Annotated in this window: 23 protein-coding genes; 5 read left to right on the forward strand and 18 right to left on the reverse strand. The window is 45.4% G+C overall.

Annotation, left to right across the window (positions count from 1 at the left end):
* Positions 1 to 2: 2 nt before the first annotated feature.
* The 3 genes from FLM53_RS20290 to FLM53_RS20300 form a co-directional block, all read right to left on the reverse strand.
* On the reverse strand, positions 3 to 1,235 hold the full coding sequence (locus FLM53_RS20290) for a glycosyltransferase (RefSeq protein ID WP_176679651.1): 1,233 nt from the start codon (positions 1,233 to 1,235) through the stop codon (positions 3 to 5).
* 99 nt (positions 1,236 to 1,334) lie between these two features.
* Entirely contained in the window at positions 1,335 to 1,799 is a 465-nt protein-coding gene (locus FLM53_RS20295; RefSeq protein ID WP_176680071.1) for a GNAT family N-acetyltransferase, read from the reverse strand.
* Between the two features lie 22 nt (positions 1,800 to 1,821).
* On the reverse strand, positions 1,822 to 2,919 hold the full coding sequence (locus FLM53_RS20300) for a ketoacyl-ACP synthase III (protein ID WP_176679650.1): 1,098 nt from the start codon (positions 2,917 to 2,919) through the stop codon (positions 1,822 to 1,824).
* 122 nt (positions 2,920 to 3,041) lie between these two features.
* Between FLM53_RS20300 and trxC the strand changes: the two genes are divergently transcribed.
* On the forward strand, positions 3,042 to 3,476 hold the full coding sequence (gene trxC / locus FLM53_RS20305) for a thioredoxin TrxC (protein ID WP_176679649.1): 435 nt from the start codon (positions 3,042 to 3,044) through the stop codon (positions 3,474 to 3,476).
* 109 nt (positions 3,477 to 3,585) lie between these two features.
* On the opposite strand, the gene FLM53_RS20310 is transcribed toward trxC, so the two are convergent.
* Entirely contained in the window at positions 3,586 to 5,253 is a 1,668-nt protein-coding gene (locus tag FLM53_RS20310; RefSeq protein WP_176679648.1) for a GMC family oxidoreductase, read from the reverse strand.
* Positions 5,246 to 6,853 carry a long-chain fatty acid--CoA ligase gene (locus tag FLM53_RS20315; RefSeq protein WP_176679647.1) on the reverse strand — a complete coding sequence of 536 codons (1,608 nt, stop codon included), beginning with the start codon at positions 6,851 to 6,853 and terminating at the stop codon, positions 5,246 to 5,248. Before FLM53_RS20315 ends, FLM53_RS20310 begins: the two co-directional genes overlap by 8 nt.
* A 369-nt stretch (positions 6,854 to 7,222) precedes the next feature.
* On the opposite strand from FLM53_RS20315, the gene FLM53_RS20320 reads away from it, so the two are divergent.
* Positions 7,223 to 8,248: an AraC family transcriptional regulator gene (locus FLM53_RS20320; protein ID WP_176679646.1), complete on the forward strand. Its 1,026-nt coding sequence runs from the start codon at positions 7,223 to 7,225 to the stop codon at positions 8,246 to 8,248.
* Between the two features lie 268 nt (positions 8,249 to 8,516).
* The gene (locus FLM53_RS20330; protein ID WP_176679644.1) at positions 8,517 to 9,668 is read left to right on the forward strand and encodes an MFS transporter; all 1,152 of its coding nucleotides are present in this window, start codon (positions 8,517 to 8,519) and stop codon (positions 9,666 to 9,668) included.
* A 107-nt stretch (positions 9,669 to 9,775) separates the two neighbouring features.
* Here the strand turns inward: FLM53_RS20330 and FLM53_RS20335 are convergent, their stop codons facing one another.
* From FLM53_RS20335 to FLM53_RS20345, 3 genes are all read right to left on the reverse strand, one after another.
* Entirely contained in the window at positions 9,776 to 10,117 is a 342-nt protein-coding gene (locus FLM53_RS20335; RefSeq protein WP_017632411.1) for a helix-turn-helix domain-containing protein, read from the reverse strand.
* A 154-nt stretch (positions 10,118 to 10,271) separates the two neighbouring features.
* Complete coding sequence (locus tag FLM53_RS20340; RefSeq protein ID WP_370779744.1) at positions 10,272 to 10,595, reverse strand: transcriptional regulator; 324 nt, start codon at positions 10,593 to 10,595, stop codon at positions 10,272 to 10,274.
* A gap of 251 nt (positions 10,596 to 10,846) precedes the next feature.
* Positions 10,847 to 11,740, reverse strand: coding sequence for an AraC family transcriptional regulator (locus FLM53_RS20345; protein WP_132763437.1), 894 nt, complete (start codon positions 11,738 to 11,740; stop codon positions 10,847 to 10,849).
* Between the two features lie 50 nt (positions 11,741 to 11,790).
* On the opposite strand from FLM53_RS20345, the gene FLM53_RS20350 reads away from it, so the two are divergent.
* Positions 11,791 to 13,188 carry an MATE family efflux transporter gene (locus FLM53_RS20350; RefSeq protein WP_176679643.1) on the forward strand — a complete coding sequence of 466 codons (1,398 nt, stop codon included), beginning with the start codon at positions 11,791 to 11,793 and terminating at the stop codon, positions 13,186 to 13,188.
* 113 nt (positions 13,189 to 13,301) lie between these two features.
* Here FLM53_RS20350 and FLM53_RS20355 read toward each other — a convergent pair whose 3' ends face one another.
* Complete coding sequence (locus tag FLM53_RS20355; protein ID WP_176679642.1) at positions 13,302 to 13,697, reverse strand: nitrous oxide-stimulated promoter family protein; 396 nt, start codon at positions 13,695 to 13,697, stop codon at positions 13,302 to 13,304.
* A 3-nt stretch (positions 13,698 to 13,700) separates the two neighbouring features.
* The gene (locus tag FLM53_RS20360) at positions 13,701 to 14,216 is read right to left on the reverse strand and encodes a GNAT family N-acetyltransferase (protein ID WP_176679641.1); all 516 of its coding nucleotides are present in this window, start codon (positions 14,214 to 14,216) and stop codon (positions 13,701 to 13,703) included.
* A 97-nt stretch (positions 14,217 to 14,313) separates the two neighbouring features.
* Here FLM53_RS20360 and FLM53_RS20365 point away from each other — a divergent pair, with 97 nt between their 5' ends.
* Positions 14,314 to 14,523 carry a DUF2986 domain-containing protein gene (locus tag FLM53_RS20365; RefSeq protein ID WP_052879544.1) on the forward strand — a complete coding sequence of 70 codons (210 nt, stop codon included), beginning with the start codon at positions 14,314 to 14,316 and terminating at the stop codon, positions 14,521 to 14,523.
* Positions 14,524 to 14,638: 115 nt separating this feature from the next.
* Here FLM53_RS20365 and FLM53_RS20370 read toward each other — a convergent pair whose 3' ends face one another.
* From FLM53_RS20370 to FLM53_RS20405, 8 genes are all read right to left on the reverse strand, one after another.
* Positions 14,639 to 15,562, reverse strand: a complete 924-nt coding sequence (locus FLM53_RS20370) for an ABC transporter substrate-binding protein (RefSeq protein WP_176679640.1) — start codon at positions 15,560 to 15,562, stop codon at positions 14,639 to 14,641.
* Positions 15,563 to 15,564: 2 nt separating this feature from the next.
* A complete protein-coding gene (locus FLM53_RS20375) occupies positions 15,565 to 16,440 on the reverse strand; it encodes a metal ABC transporter permease (protein WP_065206162.1) in 876 nt (291 codons plus the stop codon).
* Complete coding sequence (locus tag FLM53_RS20380; protein ID WP_176679639.1) at positions 16,440 to 17,174, reverse strand: metal ABC transporter ATP-binding protein; 735 nt, start codon at positions 17,172 to 17,174, stop codon at positions 16,440 to 16,442. Before FLM53_RS20380 ends, FLM53_RS20375 begins: the two co-directional genes overlap by 1 nt.
* A complete protein-coding gene (locus FLM53_RS20385; protein ID WP_176679638.1) occupies positions 17,174 to 18,109 on the reverse strand; it encodes a metal ABC transporter solute-binding protein, Zn/Mn family in 936 nt (311 codons plus the stop codon). Before FLM53_RS20385 ends, FLM53_RS20380 begins: the two co-directional genes overlap by 1 nt.
* Before the next feature lie 16 nt (positions 18,110 to 18,125).
* Positions 18,126 to 18,722, reverse strand: a complete 597-nt coding sequence (locus tag FLM53_RS20390) for a DUF6162 family protein (RefSeq protein ID WP_176679637.1) — start codon at positions 18,720 to 18,722, stop codon at positions 18,126 to 18,128.
* On the reverse strand, positions 18,719 to 19,054 hold the full coding sequence (locus tag FLM53_RS20395; protein ID WP_176679636.1) for a hypothetical protein: 336 nt from the start codon (positions 19,052 to 19,054) through the stop codon (positions 18,719 to 18,721). The genes FLM53_RS20390 and FLM53_RS20395 overlap by 4 nt, the downstream gene beginning before the upstream one ends.
* A 115-nt stretch (positions 19,055 to 19,169) precedes the next feature.
* Positions 19,170 to 20,006: a DUF4198 domain-containing protein gene (locus FLM53_RS20400; RefSeq protein WP_017062544.1), complete on the reverse strand. Its 837-nt coding sequence runs from the start codon at positions 20,004 to 20,006 to the stop codon at positions 19,170 to 19,172.
* Positions 20,007 to 20,124: 118 nt separating this feature from the next.
* Positions 20,125 to 20,643 carry a DUF2271 domain-containing protein gene (locus tag FLM53_RS20405; RefSeq protein WP_048662830.1) on the reverse strand — a complete coding sequence of 173 codons (519 nt, stop codon included), beginning with the start codon at positions 20,641 to 20,643 and terminating at the stop codon, positions 20,125 to 20,127.
* Between the last annotated feature and the right edge of the window lie 52 nt (positions 20,644 to 20,695).

Here is a 20,695-nt window from a genome sequence, read left to right on the forward strand (position 1 = left end):
AGTTACTTAGTCTTGTTCTTTTCAGCTATCCACTGGGACATGTACTTGGTGCTCGCCATGCTGTGGTGCTTTAGCATCGAACCAAAGAAATTATCCAGTCGATGAGATTCAAGTTCAGATTCTAACGCAATCAATCGCTCGATTAATTGGTCGCCCAGTTGATTCTGTTCGTAGTGTGCTTCAAGAATCGAGTGACATTGGCTTTGAGCCTTAAGCCACCTCTCTTCATCTTTATAGAGAGCTACAGCTTGTTCAACAAACTCGTCGATATCATCTGCCACTGCACCCGGCCATTGCAGTTCGCCTTGCGGTAGCATGCCTTCACTGCCGATCTCGCTAGTTACATTCGGAGTTTGCAGCTTCATCGCATCTAGCAGCTTGCCTTTAATGCCAGCACCAAAACGTAATGGAGCAACACAAACACGCGCCTGTTCCATCACTTCTTGAGCGTCTTTCGCCCAACCTTTGATGTGGAAACCGGTTTTTGGATTGTGCAAAGCCGTTGCTTTCGGCGGCGGATAAGATCCGTAAATATGAAGTTCAGTGTCAGGTAACTGCTTACGGATCTTTGGCCAAATCTTCTGTAATTGGAGTACAGCATCCCAGTTAGGCGCATGTCTAAAGTTACCTATAGTCATGAAATGCTTACGCTCTTCAAAGCTTTTCGTACTTTTAGGCAGCGTATTGAGGTCAACCATGAACGGGAGATGATGTAGTAACTTTGGACCGATATTGAACTCAGATTGCAGCAATTCCATCTCGTAGCTTGAGATGATCAACGAAAGATCACAGCGCAGAATCGCAGCAATTTCACGTTTCGCTAAATCACTGTACAGGTGTTCTTTCGTTAACTCTGTTTCTTTCTTAACAGCTTCATGTCGAGCATTACGTAGGAACTGTAAATCTTCAGTATCCAATAACTTAAAGGCATTCGGACATACCTTCTCAACACGCCAGCCGAATTGCTCTTCCATCATAAAGCGGTCAAACATTACAACATCAGGTTGCAGCTCTTCGATGTACTGGTCAAAGCTATCGCAATTTAGCTGAATAGATTGGCTTGTGATGCCCTCTTCAGAGAGATCAATCATGTGCTCGGTTTCTTGAGCTGGCGTTGCGAACTCAACGGACCAACCTTGTCTCTTAAACAGACGTAATAGAGACATCATATGGCTGCCAGCCGCCGATGAATTCGGTTCTGGCCATACGTAGCCAATTGCTAAAACTTTCTTCAAAACACTTCCTAAGAAATAACAAAAGGGACTGTAGAAGTCCCTAATTAAACGTAAATCAATTTAGATCGCTGATTATAATTGGTTCTAAGAACTCAGCGATCAGATTCGTTCACCGACATTGCGAGCTATCATAAGCACTTCATCCGCAGAGTACAGGTTTGAAATCGTGGTTTCGACCTCTGCGCCCAACGTCGATTGATAAAGCTTTTGTGCAAAGTTGTCTGCTCTCGTGGTCACCAATACATGTTTTAGCGTCGAGCCTTGCTCTGCTAGCTTCTGCTTCACTTGCGGCAAAGAGTCTAGAATCAGCTTTTTGCCTAATCCTTGCCCCTGCGCGCTCGGTAACACAGCAAGTTGCTCTAGTTCCAAAACAGCTTCAGGTCTAAACCCACTCTTTTGCACCCAAATAATGTAGCCGACAATCTCGCCTTCGTTCTCGGCAACGAAGTTAAGAAAGCGTGGCGCAGCATTTAAGTTACATTGTAACCAACCTTTTGAGTTTTGCTGTCGAACAAAAGTAGCTTGGTGAACTAAAGCCGCCCCATCAAGGTCGGCTTCTGTCATAAAACGAACTTGCACCATGCTGCTACTCGTTCTCAGAATTAGGACGCGTTTTACAGTGTAAAATGGCTCTTTCTAAAAGCTCTAAAGCCGACTTATCCGCTTCTGGTAGCTTAGCATCCGATTGACCTAGTGGTTCAACACGGCTACCCCATTTAATATGACCAGCACCCCAAGTTAAACCGGCACCGAATGCCGCTACAAGGATGTTTGAGTTAGGTTTAACAAAGCCTTGCTCTAACGATTCACATAAAGCAATTGGCACAGTCGCAGCCGACGTGTTGCCGTAGTGTTGAATGTTCACAAACGCTTTCTCACGTTCAATGCCCGCCATATCGCACAGAGTTTGAATGATTCGGATATTTGCTTGGTGAGGAATCACAACATCGATGTTGTCTGTTGAGATACCTGTACGGCTCAATACAGTGTGTGCTGCTGCACCCATGCCTTTAACTGCACGTTTGAAGATCTCTTTACCTACGAAATCAAAGTCCCAGTAACCGTTGTCAGCAGCAAAGCGATCCATAGAAGTACCGAACTTTGGTACTGCTAAAATATCGCGGCCTTCGGCGTCACAACCGATTTGAGCTTCTTGCAGGCCAACTTGCTCTTCAGTGCGAGATAGAACCACTGCGCCTGCTCCATCACCAAATAAAACCGCAGTATCACGCTTGGTCCAGTCGATGAAGAATGAAAGACGTTCTGCGCCCACAACGATCGCATTGCGGTAGTTGCCCGCTTGAATCAATCGAGTCGCGGTTTCAACACCGTAAATGAAGCCAGTACATGCTGCATTAAGGTCAAAAGCCGCTGCGCTCTTGATGCCTAGGTTCTGTTGAACTTTAGACGCAGTATTTGGAATAAGAGAGTCAGGGCTGCACGTTGCGATGATCACGAGGTCGATATCTTCGGCAGTAAGGCCAGCACACGCCATTGCGTGTTGAGCAGCAACAGTCGCTAGCTCAGAGGTATTTACATGACTGATACGACGGTTTTCGATACCAGTTCGAGTACGAATCCACTCGTCAGACGTATCAATGAAAGTGCTTAAATCATCATTGGACAGCACGGCTGGTGGCAGACACTTTCCCCAGCCAGTAATCTCGGCGTAAAATTTTGTCATCATTTACCTGTTTATTGTTTGTTTTTATTTAAGTATCGTATTCTTGTTTTAAACAGTATAAGCGTTCCGTGCGTGATTCGTAAATCGCGTTAGACACGGAGTTGCAATAAAAAGAGAAAGTTATGTCTACATTCAACACACGTTGCCCTTCTTGCGGTGGCGTAAACCGAGTTCCTTCAGAACGAATTTCAGAAAGCCCAACATGTGGTAAATGCAAAAACGCATTGCTAGACGGTGCGCCAATCGAAGGCACGTCATTGAATTTCCAATCTATTTTGAACAGCTCACAGCCTGTGGTTGTCGATTTCTGGGCAACATGGTGTAACCCATGTGTGGGCTTTGCGCCTGTGTTCAGCGACGTCGCAAAAGAGCGCTCTGGAGATGTTCGATTCGTTAAGGTTGATACGGAAGATCAGCAGCAGCTTGCGGCAATGTACCAAATCAGAAGTATTCCTACTGTGATGGTATTTAAGGACGGTAAACGTGTCGACACGATCAACGGTGCGTTACCAAAAGGTCAATTTGATCAATGGCTTAATCAAGCTTTAACTAAGTAAGTTTGTTTCGATTCTTTCAGCAATCAACAAACAAAATAGGTTGAGGAACCTTAATGGATAAGGCTCCTTAACCTATTGTAAATCCACCTGTTATTTCTAATCTGTGCTTCTAACCCGTCATTTCATGTTCTGCGCTCTCATTCGCGCCTTGCTCGTTTACAGTGCCTTTCTTATCCAAGCTATATTGCTCTTTAATCTGCTCAGCGACTTTCTCAGCAATCATTATGGTTGGCGCATTAGTATTGGCCCCGACTAATGTCGGCATAACCGACGCATCAATGACTCTTAAATTATCCAATCCATAAACTTTCAAATCTTTGTCCACCACGGCTAATGAATCACCACTAGGTCCCATTTTACAGGTTCCAACAGGGTGATATTGGGTATCAGCGCGGTTACGGATGTCTTGTTCGATAGCCTTGTCATCACTAGCATCGACAGGATAAAAAGCATTACCACGGATATCATCGAACGCTTCACTCTCTAGCATTTGATACTGCTTCTTCCATCCTTTAATCATGATCTCCATATCTTCAGGGTGACTAAAAAACGCAGGATCGATCTTAGGTGGATCGTATGGATCGGCGCTATTCAGTGTTACGGTGCCATGGCTCTTAGGTCTAAGTAAGGTGACATGTGAGGTAAAGCCATGACTGGTATGAATTTTTCTCGCATGGTCATCGACTACAGCGACCACAAATACAAACTCTAAATCCGGCACGGCAATATGATCATCGGAGCAAAGAAAGCCGATTCCTTCGGCAAAATTACTGCTCATCTTGCCACGGCGTTCTTTGTGCCATAGCGGTAAAGCTTTGGTCATTTCAGATGCCATTTTCAATGAAATACCGAACGTTTCGCGCTTTTCGCTGCACTTATATGAGTGAACCAAGTCGATATGATCTTGCAGATTCTTACCCACTCCCGGTAACTCATGAACTTGCTCGACGCCATGAACCGCCAACTCATCTTTAGCGCCAACGCCCGATAGCAACAGCAACTGGGGCGACCCAAAAGCACCTGCAGACAAAATGACTTCCTTGCTGCATCGGATCTGATAACGTTTGCCATTCGAGCCGTATTCAACACCTACCGCTTTCTTCCCTTCAAACAAAACCTTATATGTCGTTGCTTTGGTCACCACAGTAAGGTTGGGACGCGATAGATTTGGTGTTAAATACGCCTTGGCAGCACTGCATCGTTCACCATTCAGCTGAGTCACCTGCGTTGGCATGGCGCCTAACTGAGCGGCACCGTTGATATCGTCATTGCGAGGCACACCTATCGACTCACACGCGGTTAAATAACGTTCCAACATTGGGCTTGGCGACCTAAGGTTCGCCACATTCAATGGACCACCTTGACCATGATACTCATCTTGGTGGACTTCATTATTCTCTGCTTTCTTAAAGTAAGGCAGACACGATTCATAGTTCCAGCCAACATTACCTAAGCTTTCCCAAGTGTCGTAGTCATAGCGATGCCCACGGGCGTACATCATGGCATTGATAGAGCTAGAGCCACCGAGTGTCTTACCTCTCGGTTGGTAGCCTTTACGACCATTTAAACCCGGCTGTTCAACGGTCTCGAAAGCCCAGTTGTTGAGCTTGGTTGGCATCATCGCCACCACACCAACTGGAGTATGGATAAATGGGCTCGTGTCTTTGCCACCAGCCTCCAATAAACAAACGGTCGTGTTTGGATCTTCAGACAGCCGAGAAGCCATCACACAACCAGCGGAGCCACCGCCCACGATAATAAAGTCATAGTTATCCATTGATTGCCTCCGCGACTTCTAGAGGGTGCAACTCTCGCTTCAATATTTTACCTGTTGCCGTCATGGGTAATGCACTACGAATGAATACTTTACGAGGGTATTTGTAATCGGCTAGTTGCTCACGACACCAAGCCATCAAGGCTTTGCTATCACATTGTGTATGCTCGTGCAGCACCACATGGGCATGAATCTCTTCACCTAGCTGATCATGGTGCTCACCGACCACCGCTACCATTTCCACATCAGGGTGACACATCAATACTTCTTCGATTTCTCTCGGATAAACGTTGTAACCGCCTCGGATGATCATGTCTTTCACACGATCAACAATGAACAAGTTACCGTGCTCATCAACGCGCCCGATATCACCCGTTAAAAACCAACCATCTCGGATCGCTTCTGCCGTCGCTTCCGGTCGTTGATAGTAGCCTTTCATAACACTTGGGCTCTTAATACACACTTCGCCCAATTCTCCCATTGCCACCGAGTTGCCTTGTACATCAGTAATCTTGATAAGGTGACCACACAACGGCTGACCAACACTGCCCGAGAGACGATCACCATCAATGTGATTGAAAGTCGCGACTGGCGCCGTTTCAGATAGCCCGTATCCTTCCAATACTGGTAATTCAAAGCGCGATTCAAACTGACGAATAACCTCAAGTGGCATGGAAGCACCACCAGACACGCCAAGCCTCAAGCTATGTTTAACCTGTTCAGACCGTTTATTTGTTTTTTCTGAAGTGTCAGGAGACTCTTCTCCTGCCTTTAGCAACGCGATATACATAGTGGGAACGCCAGCAAAGACACTCACTTTATGGTTAATGATCTGATCGATCACCAGTGACGGCTCAAAGCGTGGAATCAAGACCATGGTTGATCCCGTCAACACGCTCGCGTTCATCATTACGGTTTGGCCAAAGCTATGGAACAGAGGAAGCGTAGCCATAGTCGTGTCGCTGTATTCCAATCTCATTAGATACTGTGACGACATCGCATTGGTTTGCATATTGGTGTGGGAAAGCTCAGCGCCCTTCGGCTGGCCTGTGGTACCTGACGTATAAAGAATTACCGCGGTATCATCGCCATGACACGCTACAGACTCATACGCATCCAAAGGTTGTGCTAGCCAATCTGCAATCGTTTCTTGCTGCTCGTGGTTTTCTGAGAGCGTGGATGTTGCGCCGTTTGGTATTGGCATAGACACGAAATGTTCGCAGTTATCGGCCTGCGCAAAACCTTGTAATCCATAGCGCCCAATAGGTAACTCTTCACTGCCCTCAAAGCATAAATAAGCTTTCGCGTCAGAGTCATTCAGGTGATAAGCGATCTCTCTGGCCTTGAACAATACGTTTAAAGGCACAACCACACAGCCCGCTTTTAGAATACCGTAATAAGCGATGGGGAAATAAGTCACATTGGGACACGACAGCGCGACCTTATCGCCCTTCTTTAACCCAAGTCGTTCTAAATTGGCAGCTACCTTCCCAGCAAGTTGTTCTAGCTGAGCGAAGCTGACTTCATCCGTGCCCATACGCAGAGCGGCTTTAGTTGGAAACAGCGAAGCGCTACGTTCCAAGTTAACAGCAAGATTGTGCATCCATGATCTCCTTATTTGGCTAGACCTAGCGGTCACATTCGCCTTAGACGTTTTAATCGTTGTAATAAGTGTTGTGTCTGTTGCTATTAGAGCCTGCACACTGGTGTGTCTGTCGATGAGAGTGTTGAATAAGCAAAGTGTTCGAGACTAACCGATGTGCAACCCATCAAATTACAACATCCTGATAACATTTCGAACAGGTTTCAAAAAGACAAAAACCGGTGATATTCGGACACAGCTCAATCAGACCTTGTAAAACCTTGCACACATAAAGCAAAAGTTTGAACAAGCTTAGGAAAGTGAGAACAAGCAACAGGCGTAAATGTTAAAAGTTCGGTTAAGATGACGATATTCAACAAGAGGCATCCTATGGAATACACCGCAGTTTACGAACCCGATATGCAAGCATTCGGCATTCTTGATCTTCAACTACTGCATCGCTATATGTCACCCGCGCTTAATATCGAAGCGTTGTTGGAAGGCAGTAACATTGATGATCGCCAGCTCAACACGCCAGACACGCACATTACCTTGGCACAAAAGTTGGCGGTGTTTAGCAATGCACTGGCGAATACTGATGAAGACGGTTTAGGGTTAAGAGTTGGCCAACAAGCTCGGTTTAGCGACTTTGGTGTCTTGGGTTATGCGGTGTTCAGTAGCGAAACGCTGTTAGATGCTTTGCTAATTGGATTTAAATATCTCCAACTTGCCGGCCCGGTGCTGAGAAAAACTATGTCGGTAGAAGGCAACGTTGGATACTTTAGAGCAGAACAGCTAATCGACTTAGACTCTGTGCTTCCATTTTGTTGTGAGTATTGGTTCGCGGCGATTCAAAGCCTTTGCGAAGAAGTCCTACAACAGCCCTTTCCATCACAAGTGATCCGCTTCCCTTATCCGAAGCCAGAATACGGTGACCTCTATACCGAGATTTTCCGTTGTCCTGTTGAATTTAATAGTGACCGCCTTGAATGGCAGTTTGATGCAACTAGCTTGTACTCGCCTCTTCCTACGGCCAATACCATCACGTTACAGATGTGTCTTAAATCATGTGATGACATGTTGGCAAAAGTCAGTGCGTCCACCAGCCTTAAAGAAAAGGTCTCGCAAATGCTGCTTGAGAGGCCAGGAAGTTACCCATCAATAGAGTCGATCTCGTCAGAACTGGGGATGTCTTCTCGCACACTGCGTAGACACCTTAAAGCTGCCGATACCAGCTATCAGAAGATACTCGACCATGTCCGCTTTCATCTGTCTCGACACTACCTGTCTTCGACCAAAATGAGCATTGAGGAAATCTCTGAGCGTGTGGGTTTTTCTGATAGCGCGAACTTTCGTCATGCCTTTCGTAAGTGGAGTGGAAGCTCGCCACGCCAATACCGTAAAGAAGCGGTCTAATAGAAAATCACGCATTTAATTAAATTCTAGTTATCGTAATTAAATTGCTATCGCCTTCTCTATTAAATAACCGATGAACAAAGGTTTAGCGGCTTTTTGACCACATAAAATCTCGTCCATTAACCAAATATCGCAACGGTATTTTAGTTTCGTTAGTCGATAAATTTCTTTTATCTTAACGACCATTTTTATTCGTTTTACCCAATTCAGTTTCTCCCCCATAGTCGCGGAAAATTCATCGTTTCTTTCACTATCGGAGGCTCCTGCATTGGACAACATCCAACCAACAACTCGCATAACCGTTCCAGTTATTGCACTGTCTTTCTACGCGATCGCTTCAGGCTACTTAATGAGCTCTTTGCCATTAATGCTGTCTGAATATGGCCTAGACAGTAATCTATCGAGTTGGTTGGCGAGTGCCTTTTACGCAGGTCTTCTAGCGGGTACGTTATTGATTGAGCGCGCCATTGCTCGTATTGGTCATAAAGACGCATTCGTAGTGGCACTGAGCGTGTTCATTGCAACGATCCTTGTATTACCATTGATCCCGCATCAAGCGGTATGGCTATTGGCTCGTTTTGTTGCTGGTGTTGCGGTAGCAGGTATCTTCGTAATTGTTGAATCATGGCTAATGAGCGGTGACGAATCACAACGTGCAAAACGCCTAGCGATTTACATGTGTTCTCTGTACGGCGGTTCTGCGGTTGGTCAACTAGGTATTGGTTATCTAGGTATCACTGGCGGCGTACCTTTTATCGCGATGTTCACTCTGCTATTTGGTGCGATCATTGTGCTGATGTACGGACAAGCGACCCCACCACAGATTCACGACGCTCAGTCTTTGTCTCTAAAACAGGTCAGCAAATTGAGCCACAGCGCTTTAATTGGCTGCATCGTGTCTGGGCTTACACTGGGTGCGATTTACGGTTTAATGCCAGTAGAGCTTGCTCAACGTAATATTGCTCATGAAGACATTGGTGGTTTGATGGCTTTAGTGATCATAGGGGGTATGGCTGTACAGCCGATGGTGACTTGGTTATCTCACCATGTAGGTCAAGTGTTGTTAATGGCTTTGTTCTGCCTACTAGGTGTTGCAAGCATTGGCGTACTAACAATCAATCATGACTTCTACGTACTAGGCATGAGCCTGTTCGTGCTAGGCATGGCGACGTTCGCACTTTACCCAATTGCAATTAACTTGGGCTGCCGTAACTTAGATCCAAGCTACTTGGTATCAGTGACTCAAATCATGCTGCTTTGCTACAGCATCGGTTCAGTTGCGGGTCCAATTGTGGCAGACAGCTTCATGGATTCACAAGCAGGGTTATTCACTTACCTGTTCGCGTCTCTGCTAGCGACAACGATCTACATGCTGATCGCAAGCCTAAAACGCTCTCCACTACAAATCGCTGGCGAGTAATCAGTTCTAATCACGTAAGATTGAACGATACACTGAGGGGCTCTTCACCAAAGACGATAAGTCTGAAGGAAGCGCCCTTTTTTATACGCGATACTTATTGGTTCACACTATGGTTGAAACACATAGCCTTCGCCAGTGATCGTTAAGATCAATCCATCACCAAGAATTGAGCGTATCTCTGAAATAGCGACAATCACCGAAGAGTTGGTGACCTTCTCACCTTCCCAACCGATGTTTTTTAGCTGGCGGACACTGAATAGTTGTCCACGATGACGATTCATAGAGAGAATCATTTTTCTGTAAGCTAATGGCATCGTTCCAACGATATAACCATTTTCTAGATTGCGTATGAGCTTTGTGTTCAGCTCAATAACCTTTCCGTTTACCTCCAATACCTCGTTTTGTTCTACACGTTTACCTTCAATTACAGGGGAAGAGTCCGTATTCATATAATATTCCCTAATAGAGCAACCAACGACACAACTTTATTAAGAGATGTGTTTAATAACGTCACTTATAAATGGACGCTTAAAATCGAAGATAATGAAAGCAGCGTATACGGTAAAGAGATTAAATTTTTATTATAAGAATATGAACAGAATATCAACAGCAGGGTCTGGGCTCTAATAAATAGCCTTCATTCGGTATAGTATAGATGCATTTACAGTCTATCATTCTGCGAATTTCATAGATCGCAACCAGCACTGAAGCGGATGTCACAGACTTACCAGGCCACCCTACGCGCTTGAGAATATTCTTGCTGATGACCACGCCTTTGTTCTGGTAAAGATAGAAAAGTACCTTACGGTGGGGTTCAGATAATGTCCCGACGATTGACCCGTTCTCTTCCTTTCGGACCAATTTCGTTTTAGTATTCACTTCTCGCCTGTTAAGAACGATTACCCGTTCAGAACTAAAGTCCGGCATGTCCGTTATGTCTTGTGGCATCACTTACCTCTTATTTTGTGAATCAGCCATACCGATTTGCATAGGCATGACCATAAAAGTAAGAGAAAAGTACATAACCCCGATCGTTAACAATACAGTAAATCTACTGCATTCTTCAGTTATCAGACATCGTAAATGAACACTGTTTTATATTAGATTTTCAGTTAAATTTCGCCCGAATATCAGACACATTTCTACCGACCTTTTACTTTGATTTTCAGATCAATAAGTTAGCGTGTCAAGCGGTGGCTTTTACGATATTGGCTCGGAGATAAACCAAAATGCTTCTTAAACCGGTGTGAGAAATTATATGGGTCTTTATAACCCAGACGATTGGCTATCATCGACACCGACCAATCTTGCTGCTTCAACAAACTTGTCGCTTTATCCATTCTCAGCTGAATCAATTTGCTGCGCGGAGAAACATTGAACAGCGACTTAGTGACTCGATTCAACTGCTCTTCACTGATAAACACACGCTCAGCCATGCCTGCTACTGTCCACGCTAAATGCAGACTGCTTTCGATTTCGTTGTATAACGCCTGAACACGTGCCGTGGTGCTGGTCGATTTAGGTTCAAACCCAGTTAACGTGCGGATGATTTCACTCATCAGTAGTTTTCTGTAACTGGCCCTGCCACCAATTTCAAAGTGAACCAAGTTCATCAGCGACCAGATTTGTTCGCACTCGCCGAAAGGCACAATACTCTGGCCCAAGCTCGCAATATGTTGCCACTGTGGCGTATCGGGCGTCAGCATCCACGCCATTTTCCAATAGTTGTATTGAGGATCAAGTTCAAAGCGAAATGGGGTTCCAGCAGGAAGAACGACAAGCGTATATGGCGTAATCGCTTGAACCGAAGTTGCGGTGGTTAGGATTCCGCCCCCTTCTTGTGTAAAAATTAACGTATGAACATTCACAGATTCACGTTCAACCCAGTACGCATCATGCAGCTTTGCCATACCACCCATGTAGACACCACAACTTTTCATCTCTGGGATATCTTCAACGGTCAAAAAACGTTCTTTACATTGTTCCGCGAGAAAAACATCATCTTGCCACGTTGATTTAGGCTTCATGGTATCAATGACGGATTCGCACAGGTTTTGTTGTTTTTTAAACATGTTGTTACTTCGCTCAAATCACTATAGTTCTGCCATAAATCGGAGAGCTTATGACAACTAACATCAACCCTAACTCATCTATGAATAACAAGCCAGAGAGCATCTTACCTCGTATCGTTAAACTTGGTTTGCCTGTTGCTTTGCAAAGCGCGCTGGTTGCTATTCTTGCCCTTGCTGACGTTTTAATGGTCAGTGACTTTGGCATGGAAGCAGCTGCCGCTGTGGGAATTGCATCAAAATGGCACTTCGTTGCTATTATGATTATGGCAGGGTTGGCCTCAGCAAACGGAACATTAGTCGCTCAATATTGGGGAAAGAACGACCGCAAAAGCGCGCGCACAGTATCGTCTATCGCGATGGTATTTGGCTTAAAAGTTCTGCTGCCTGTGACTGCAATCATCACTCTTGGTTCTCAGTTTTTGATGATGTTGCAAACCAGCGATCAAATCGTGATTGAACTTGGCGCGACTTACCTTTGGTATGGATTCCCTGTTCTTCTGCTGACTCACATTGTGGTCGTGGTAGAAGCAAGTATGCGCTCATCAGGTGACACCGTAACACCACTATTACTTGGTGCGGTGACGATTGCCCTCAACATCGCACTTAACTTCGTACTCATCAAAGGTGCCTTCGGTATTCCAGCGATGGGCGTTGCAGGTGCTGCATTGGCGACAACTTTAGCGCGCTTGATTCAAGTGGGCTTGATGTATGGCTACATGCGTATGCGTAACCACTGGCTATTAACCACACCGAGTTCACCGCATCGTCCGTCGCTTTGGTTGTCTTACCGTCGTATTGCGCTGCCACTGACCATGAATGCGGTGTTATGGGCAATGGGTACCATGGCTTACCAAATGATCTTTGGTCACATGGGCACAACGGAGCTCGCAGTATTCTCAATGCTCGCGCCTTTTGAGTCGCTGTGTTACTCGATATTCTTTGGTATTTCTGTAGCGTGTTCGGTGTTGCTTGGTCACTCACTCGGTCGTGATGAGTTTGATGACGCTATGAGTATGGGTCTGACCTTCATCAAAGCCGTGGTTGGTTTTGGTGCGGTTGTTGGCTTGCTACTGTTTATGGGTAAAGAGCATGTTCTATCATGGCTAAACCTGACCACAGACGCTTTATACCCGCTTGCTTCACCAGCAATGATGATCATGTGCTTTGCGGTTGTGATTCGTATGCTCAACATGGTGATCATTAACGGTATTATTCGTGCTGGTGGTGATAATGCGTTCTGCCTTCGCATGGATTTCATCGCAATGTGGATGGTAGGCATTCCAGTATGTGTTTACGGCGCATTTGTTGCTGGATGGGACTTCAAATACATCTATGGTCTGATGTTAGTAGAAGAAGTGGTGAAACTGGCTATCTGTTCACACCGTTACTTGAGCCGACGCTGGATCAACAACTTAACCGTGACCTACGAAGAACCACAAGCGGCGTAAGTTAGAGTTAACTGGCTACATTCAAGCTAAGGTTAAAAAACGTATCTACATCAAAAAAAGGTCTGAGAAATCAGACCTTTTTCGTTGCTTTAGAAATTACTTTAAAGCGCCAGTTACTTCTTGTTCATTCGAATATGGCGGTTCGACACATTCGGCAATGGCTTTGCAGGCACTTTTCGTTTTTCATGAATCAGATGCCTGATCGCTAATATCGGATGCTTAAGTAGCATTCTTGGCCCGGCATAGCGCATCACCAATCGCATTTGCTCTTTCGGATCCGGTTTATAGCAATGAATTGGACACTTGTTACAGGTCGGTTTTGCTTCGCCATAAGGACATCTATCCAATCGTGTTTCGGCATAACGCAACAGTTGCTCACACTCCTCACATAACGCGTTGTTCTGACGAACTTCACCGTGGTGATCTTTGCAATAGATGTGCACCATCGCAATAACGGTTTTGTACTCCGTTGCCAGCTCGCCTTGTAGAATATTGTTATGTTGGAACATGTTTTAATTACCTAATGAGAAACCGTACAAGTTGAGATTAACGCTTTCGCTTATCACATCTTCAACTCGCTCGAACACAAAGCCTAACTTAGTCAGTAGTACGATACTTCGAATGTTATCAGAGGTTGTGATGGCAACTAAATGATCGATATCAGCATTCTGCTTAGCTTGTTCAATTATCGCCTCCGCTGCTTCTTGGGCAAAGCCTTGACCGTAAAACTCAGGAACAAACCCATAGCCAATATCATGCGACTCTAATGTGTCTCTTTTTATTAGTCCGCAGATACCAATTGGTGTTGAAGAATCCTTGATTTCAACCATCAACAAGCAGACACCCTTCTCTTCGTGCATCTTAAGAATGTTGTTTTCGATGTACTCGATAGCCTTTTCAGTGTCGCTGATTTCCTTATCACCAATGTAACGCAGGAAATCTTTTGAGCTGTATAATCGTTGAATAAACGCCGCATCTTGAGGTGTGATCATTCTTAATCTTAAACGTTCGGTCTCGACTGCCTGCATAGTGATATTTTCCTTGCTGAATACCATGTAAATATTGAGTTCTAGAGCTAAAATGATTATCCTCCACCGCCTAAACTAAATACAAGGCTATGCAGCAATGAACCGTAAGAAAAAAATCAATCAAATTCTAAAAAAGAAGCAGAAACAGGCGAATTCTAAACTGCATAGTAGCAACAAGCCTCGCTACATTTCTAAAGCTGACCGTGCAAAAATGGAAGCTGAAGAACAAGCGAAAGCAGCTCAAGAGCAAGCTGAAGGTGCCGTAGAAGCGACTGTTGAAGCTGAAGAGACAAAAGCTGCAGAGTAAGTTTAAACTCGCAGTCCTCTTGTCTAACACTCTTTTCAGAGCCAACCGGCAAGAACAAAAAAAGCAGCCTTTATTTGGGCTGCTTTTTTGATCCTACCATTTGTAATCGCGCTGATTAACCTTTGAATGGCTGCACTTCCCAACGGGCAAACGGCGCTTTTCCATTAATCCCAGCTCTACCCCAACGATCAACAGAATCCACCACTAAGATACGCTCGTTCGGTACCAATGATTTAATCAAGTTACTTGGCTTTTTCGCTGTGGCTAACCATAGAGCATCGTCTTCTGAGAACATCTCTTTAAGCTTGGCTTTGTCTTCGTCTGTCCACTCAAGCTCGGCTTTGAACATACGCTCTTCAACAAACAATTGGCTGCCAGAGGCGAAATCTTCCAAGCTTTCTGACAGCAGCAATACTGAATCTACGTCATTGTCGAGCAATACCGCTTGCTGCTTGTTGATCAGTTCACGAACATCCAACATCACACGTTGTAAGTTGCTATCAATCGTTTCAGCTTGCGCAGGCCACAGCAACTTAAAGTCGTCAGCCACAATCGCCGCCATACGCGTTAAGTTGGTCGGGTTTAACCACGCGTATTTAGACACATCACCATTCGACAATGTAAGCGCCGCAACGCCTTGTGCACGAGGTGTAATCGCTTGAGCGGCATCAACCTCAACTAAGCGAATATTGCCTTGTCTTGCGTAGACAAAGGTAGGGTCGGCTTGCCAGATCGATGACAGTGTTACCGCAACGGTCGCCTTTTCACCCGATTGAAGCACTTTACTCGCACCCTTGGTACCAAACCAATTCGGCAGACGATCAATACCGTAGCGCTTCGGTGGCAGGTATTCAGTCGTAATGTCCGTGCCTTTGGTTAGCTCTGTCGCCAATGCATAAGTCACAGGTGTACTGGTTAGGATGTCTTCTGCATGCACGTTCAGTGACAGCACTGAACCAGCCATTAACACACTACCCAGCACACTCACTTGAGCCGCTGCTTTTACTGAGCTAGCGATACGATTCATTAAACAAGTCATGATTACGCCTTTCTTACAATTCGGTATAGCGTTGCTGCTAGGAAAAACGTCGCAGAAACGATGATGATTGACGCGCCCGATGGCACTGGCAGTTTTAACTCCATAGGCAACACTGTTCCAACCAAACATGCGATGGTTGCGAGTAATGCCGACAGCAGTACAAAGCTTCCCATACGTTTAGTCAGCAATCGAGCTGTCGCACCTGGAATCAGCAATAATGCACCGACTAAAACCGCGCCCACGATCTTTACGGCTGCAATGGTCACTAAGGTGATCATCATGACAAACAAGTAATCGTAAAAGCTGGTGTTGTAACCACGTACCTTCGCAATATCAGGGCTGATACAAGTCAGGAGAATGCGGTTGAACGTCGGTATCAATAGCAAGATGATGATCGCGCAGCTACCTGCGAGAATCGCTAAGTCTTGGTCTGTTACGGTAAGAATCGAGCCAAACAGTACGTTTTCAAGCATGTGGATATTGATCTTACGAGCAACGTACATCAGCAATGCCGCGCCTACAGCTAGAGCTAATGCTAGAAACACACCTACTAAGGTATCGTAGGGTACGTTAGTTCTATTTCTTACAAAGTGAAGAAGCAGCGCGAAGATCATACAAAAGCTAAATAGACCAATGATTGGGTTTTCTGGTGGCTCACCAAGCAAAACACCAATAGCAATACCGGTTAATGCTGCGTGACCGACGGCTTCTGAGAAGAAAGCCAGACGCTTGGCAATCACCAAAGTACCAAGACCACCTAACAGAGGGCCAAGTAGTAACGCTGCAACCAAAGCATTCACCATAAAGGCATACATGAAGCTGTCTGATAACCAGCCCGCTTCCACACCACTAATGGCAAGTTGTCGTAACCAATCCATTACGCAACCTCCTGAGATTTAGTCATGGCAGAACCACTGCTGTAGTGTTGGAATAGGCTCTCGATTTTACTTGGATGTAAGACTTCTTCGTGTGGGCCACTATCCACCAAGAATCGATTCACAACATGTACGTTCGCTTCAAGTCGACGTACTGCCGTGACATCGTGGTGTACCGCAAGAATCGTACGACCTTCACTGACACATTCACGAATCAACGATTCAAGATAACGAACGCCCTGCTCGTCCATACCGGTCGTAGGTTCATCTAAAACGAGTAGGCTTGGGTTATCCAGCAATGCTTGGGCAAACAACACACGTTGCTGCTCACCACCTGATAACTGCCCCATGCGGCGGTCGCTACGAGTCGCCATACCAACGCGATCTAACTGTGCGAGTGCTAGATCCAATTGCTTAGACTTACGACGCCAAAATAGCGGAATTCGAGTTTGGTTAAGCAATACGAAATCCATGACCGTCAAAGGTAAGCTCGATTCAAAGGTCGCTTTTTGAGGAACGTAACCAATACTTGGCTTTTCTGGCCACTGAATATTGATTTGACCAGAGAAAGGCGTAAGACCAAGTACAGAGCGCAGCAAAGAAGTTTTACCGCCACCGTTTGGCCCCATGATCACGTGACATTCGCCCGCTTTAAGTTCGAGCGAGATATCATCAAGAATTACGTTGTTATCGTATTGCAGACCGAGTTTATTAATTGAAATTGATGGACCTAACATTATGCGTTCCCGCTTTTAGCTTGGTTCGCCGCCGCAAATTTCATGGCTTCGATTAACGTCTCTAGGTTCTTCTTCATCTCAACTTCTACTTTATCATCTTCATATTCGCCGTGCGTCATGTGAGAAAAACGGTAAAGCTGAACGCCTGTTTCCGCTTCAATCGTGTCAACAAAACGGTTTGGCATGTTTAGCTCGTAGAACAGAACATCAATGCCTGATGCGCGGATCTTCTCGATCGTCTCTTGCAGCTGGCTAGCACTTGGCTCAACACCGTGTGCAGGCTCGATTACCGCCGCGACATCAACACCAAACTCTTGAAGAATGTAACCATAAGCGTTGTGTGTAGTCGCAACCTTCATGCCTGATGTATCTAACTCACCTAATGACAACATCGCATCACGCTTCATAAAACGAAATTGCTTAGCGTACTTACGTGCGTTCTTACGATAAAACGCAGCGTTATCTGGGTCGAGTTTAGAAACCTCACTGGCGATGGTGTAAACCTTTTGAATGGTTGTCGAAAGCCCAACAAATGTATGTGGGTTGACAGCGCCTTGACCAACAGACTGACCAAGAGCAGGAAGTAGAGGCACTTCTTTGTTTGCTTCGATCACGACTAAGTCGTCACGTTGCGCTGCTGAAATCACTTTAAGCGCGAAGTCATCGTGACCAATACCGTTTACTACGATTGCATCCATCTGGCTCAATCGCTTTAAATCATTGGGTTGTGGTAAGTAGTTATGTGGATTGAAACCAGCGTCAACCAAAGGAAGAATGTTCACTTTGTCTCCTACTACGGCTTTCACGTAGCTGTAGTAAGGCTGAAGCGTGATACCAATCGTCAGCTTGTCGCTATCGATCTCATATTCTTTTGCCAATGCATTAGGTGCTATGAACACCGCTAATAACGACATGAACAGAGTCATAATTTGCATAGTAATTCTCTTATTATTAGTGAGCATCGCTTTCATGATGCTGTTCAATTTCTGATTCGTTCACAACCATTTTCCAACCCGTAGACTCAAGCGTGTGTTGCTCAAAAGTAGCTGGCTGTTTCGCTACACCACCCAAGAAGATCCAGATTTCAGGTGAAACGCTGTTCGCGTTCAAAATAAAAGAATCCGCAGAACCATGGTCGGGTTGCATAGCTTCTTCACTTGGTGTCGAATATTCACTTGGAGTAGAAAAGTAATAACCACGTTCGTCTAGCACCCAAGCATGAGAACCTTTGCGCTTCCAACTCTGATCTTCTACAAACGGGGCAACCCATTCATCTTTAAGTGATGCAACACTCGGCCATTCACCATCGGAGTCCATGCGCAGGTCACGAATTTCTTCATGAGCCAAACGCAGCTCTGATAGCATCGCCAAGTTTTCTTGTTCAACATCAGTCACAAGAATTTGATGATCAAGCACTGCTTTAACGTGTGATTCTGCCTGATGAAATGGGATCGCGACGGTTGCAAAGCAAAGGATGAATACAATGATCAGTCCTACCCATTTGCCCTCTCTGCCGCCCGTGTCAGCACGTACGCTTTGAATCATCATTTTTCGCTGATCTCAACAACATCAACTTCAACGGGAAATTCATGGCCTGAATCGAACACAAGGTAGAACTCAGTGTCAGGATGTGGGAATTCAACGATAGAACGTTTATCTGTCATCTCTTTTGCAATCAAGTTGTCTTCGTAATCGTACATCTCAACCGCGTAATCAATCGCTTTACTGCCATCCGAATAACCCGCTTCACAAGCAACAGTCTTACCTTCAAACCAACAGCTCATCAGTGGAAAGTGTGCTTGCACAGGTAATGCAGCGAAACCAAGTCCCAGTGCTAAGCAAGGAGTCATTAAAGCGTTAAGTTTTGTTTTTATTGTCATGGTTCGTACCCTAGCCACAGTGCAAATTCTCAGAAGTAAACTGAGCGATAAAGGGCTCAAATGAGCCCTTAATTTTTTTGGTTCTTAATCAGGGATCTAGCCCCGATATCACAGACTATTGAAGCAGTGCTTCGAACGTTAGGTGAACGTTCGCGCTTGCTTTGTCTGCCAGTGGGTTGTCAATCAACTCACCTTTGTAGTTCGCTTTCATTACGTAACGACCTGCTACATCTGGAGTAAACGTAATTTCACCGTTCTCATCACTCACCACATCAATCTGCTCTTGGTGGTTGCGGTAAAGCGTACCTTCACGAGTAATCTCCGCTTTCACGTCTTTCTGGATTTCACCGTTGTAGAAGAACTGGAATGTCACAGGTTCGCCTTCAACGATATCTGAAGGGTGTGTCACTGGCTTCATTTCAAGAAGCTTGCCTTCAATTTTGAACACTGAATCCGTTGGCTTACCTACCGTGATGTAGCTTTCTGCACGAGTGAAGCTGATTTGTGTTACCACGTCACGTGATTTTTCAGGAAGAACAGAGTCACGCTCTGCTTTATTTGCTTTAATCCATTTAACAGTGTCACGGCGACCGGCCTTGTATTGCGTGTAGTAAGACGGCTGGTTGTTGATCGCCACTTTGTGTGTACCTTCTTCTTCAAAATAGAAGTCGAAGATTGAACGACGCTTGCCACGAATAACAAAGTTAGGACGCTCGCTGCGGCCATCAGGCATGATGACATGCGCATTTTCGCTGCCAGCAGGCTTATCAAAAACAAACGTGCCGTGAGACGCAGTAACATCGAACGTTAGCCAATCACCACCTTCTTTAGATACTGTAAAGTGAGAAGGCAAAATCCAACGTGGGTGAGCTTGTGCCGTTGTCGTTGCTGCTAGGCCGAATGCCATCACACCCGCTAGAGCAAGTGCTTTGATTTTTGTCTGTTTCATCATGTTCAATTCCATTATTTATAATTGTTAGCCGTGTCGCTCTATCTGAGCCTACGATGACCACTGTCTATTCTGTTCAGCTTGGTTTTAGTTCGTACTTACTAGTTACTGTTCGCACTTACTACTTAGCGATGTAGTTCAGGGTGATTTCACCCGTCTCTTCCGTCGCTTTTAATTCGTAAGATGTGTTTGAATCTGTGAGTGATACTTTTTGGCGAAGGTAGTTACGGCCACCGTGTTCACGAACCACTTCGATATGAACCGTGTACTCGCCTTGTTCTAACGTTTCACCGCTGTCGCTCTTGCCATCCCAAACGAAACGGTACTGACCAGCAGGACGTGTCGCAGACGTTACAGCATCAACCAGTTCACGATCGTAACGGCCAACCTTTCTCCACCAGCTACGCAGATCCTTAAGCCATTCGTCTTTACCGACCCAAAGCTCGATGGTTTTCACTGACTTTCGTTCGCTATTCTCTACCCACACCGCCACATAAGGACGTGCATACATAGAGGTATCAATCTTTGGAAGCTCGAAGCTGACATCAAGTTTTGCCGTATCAGGAATCGCTTGTGCCATACCTAGGCTTGGCAAAAGGGATAAAGCAAGAAGCGCCTTGCTCCAGTTCATTTTTTTCATGTTTAACAACCTTTTAAATCCGTTTAACCTTGAGTTCGCTCTTCAATCCGAT

Origin of the sequence: Vibrio sp. Scap24 (assembly GCF_013394185.1) — a bacterium.
Lineage (GTDB): Bacteria > Pseudomonadota > Gammaproteobacteria > Enterobacterales > Vibrionaceae > Vibrio > Vibrio pomeroyi.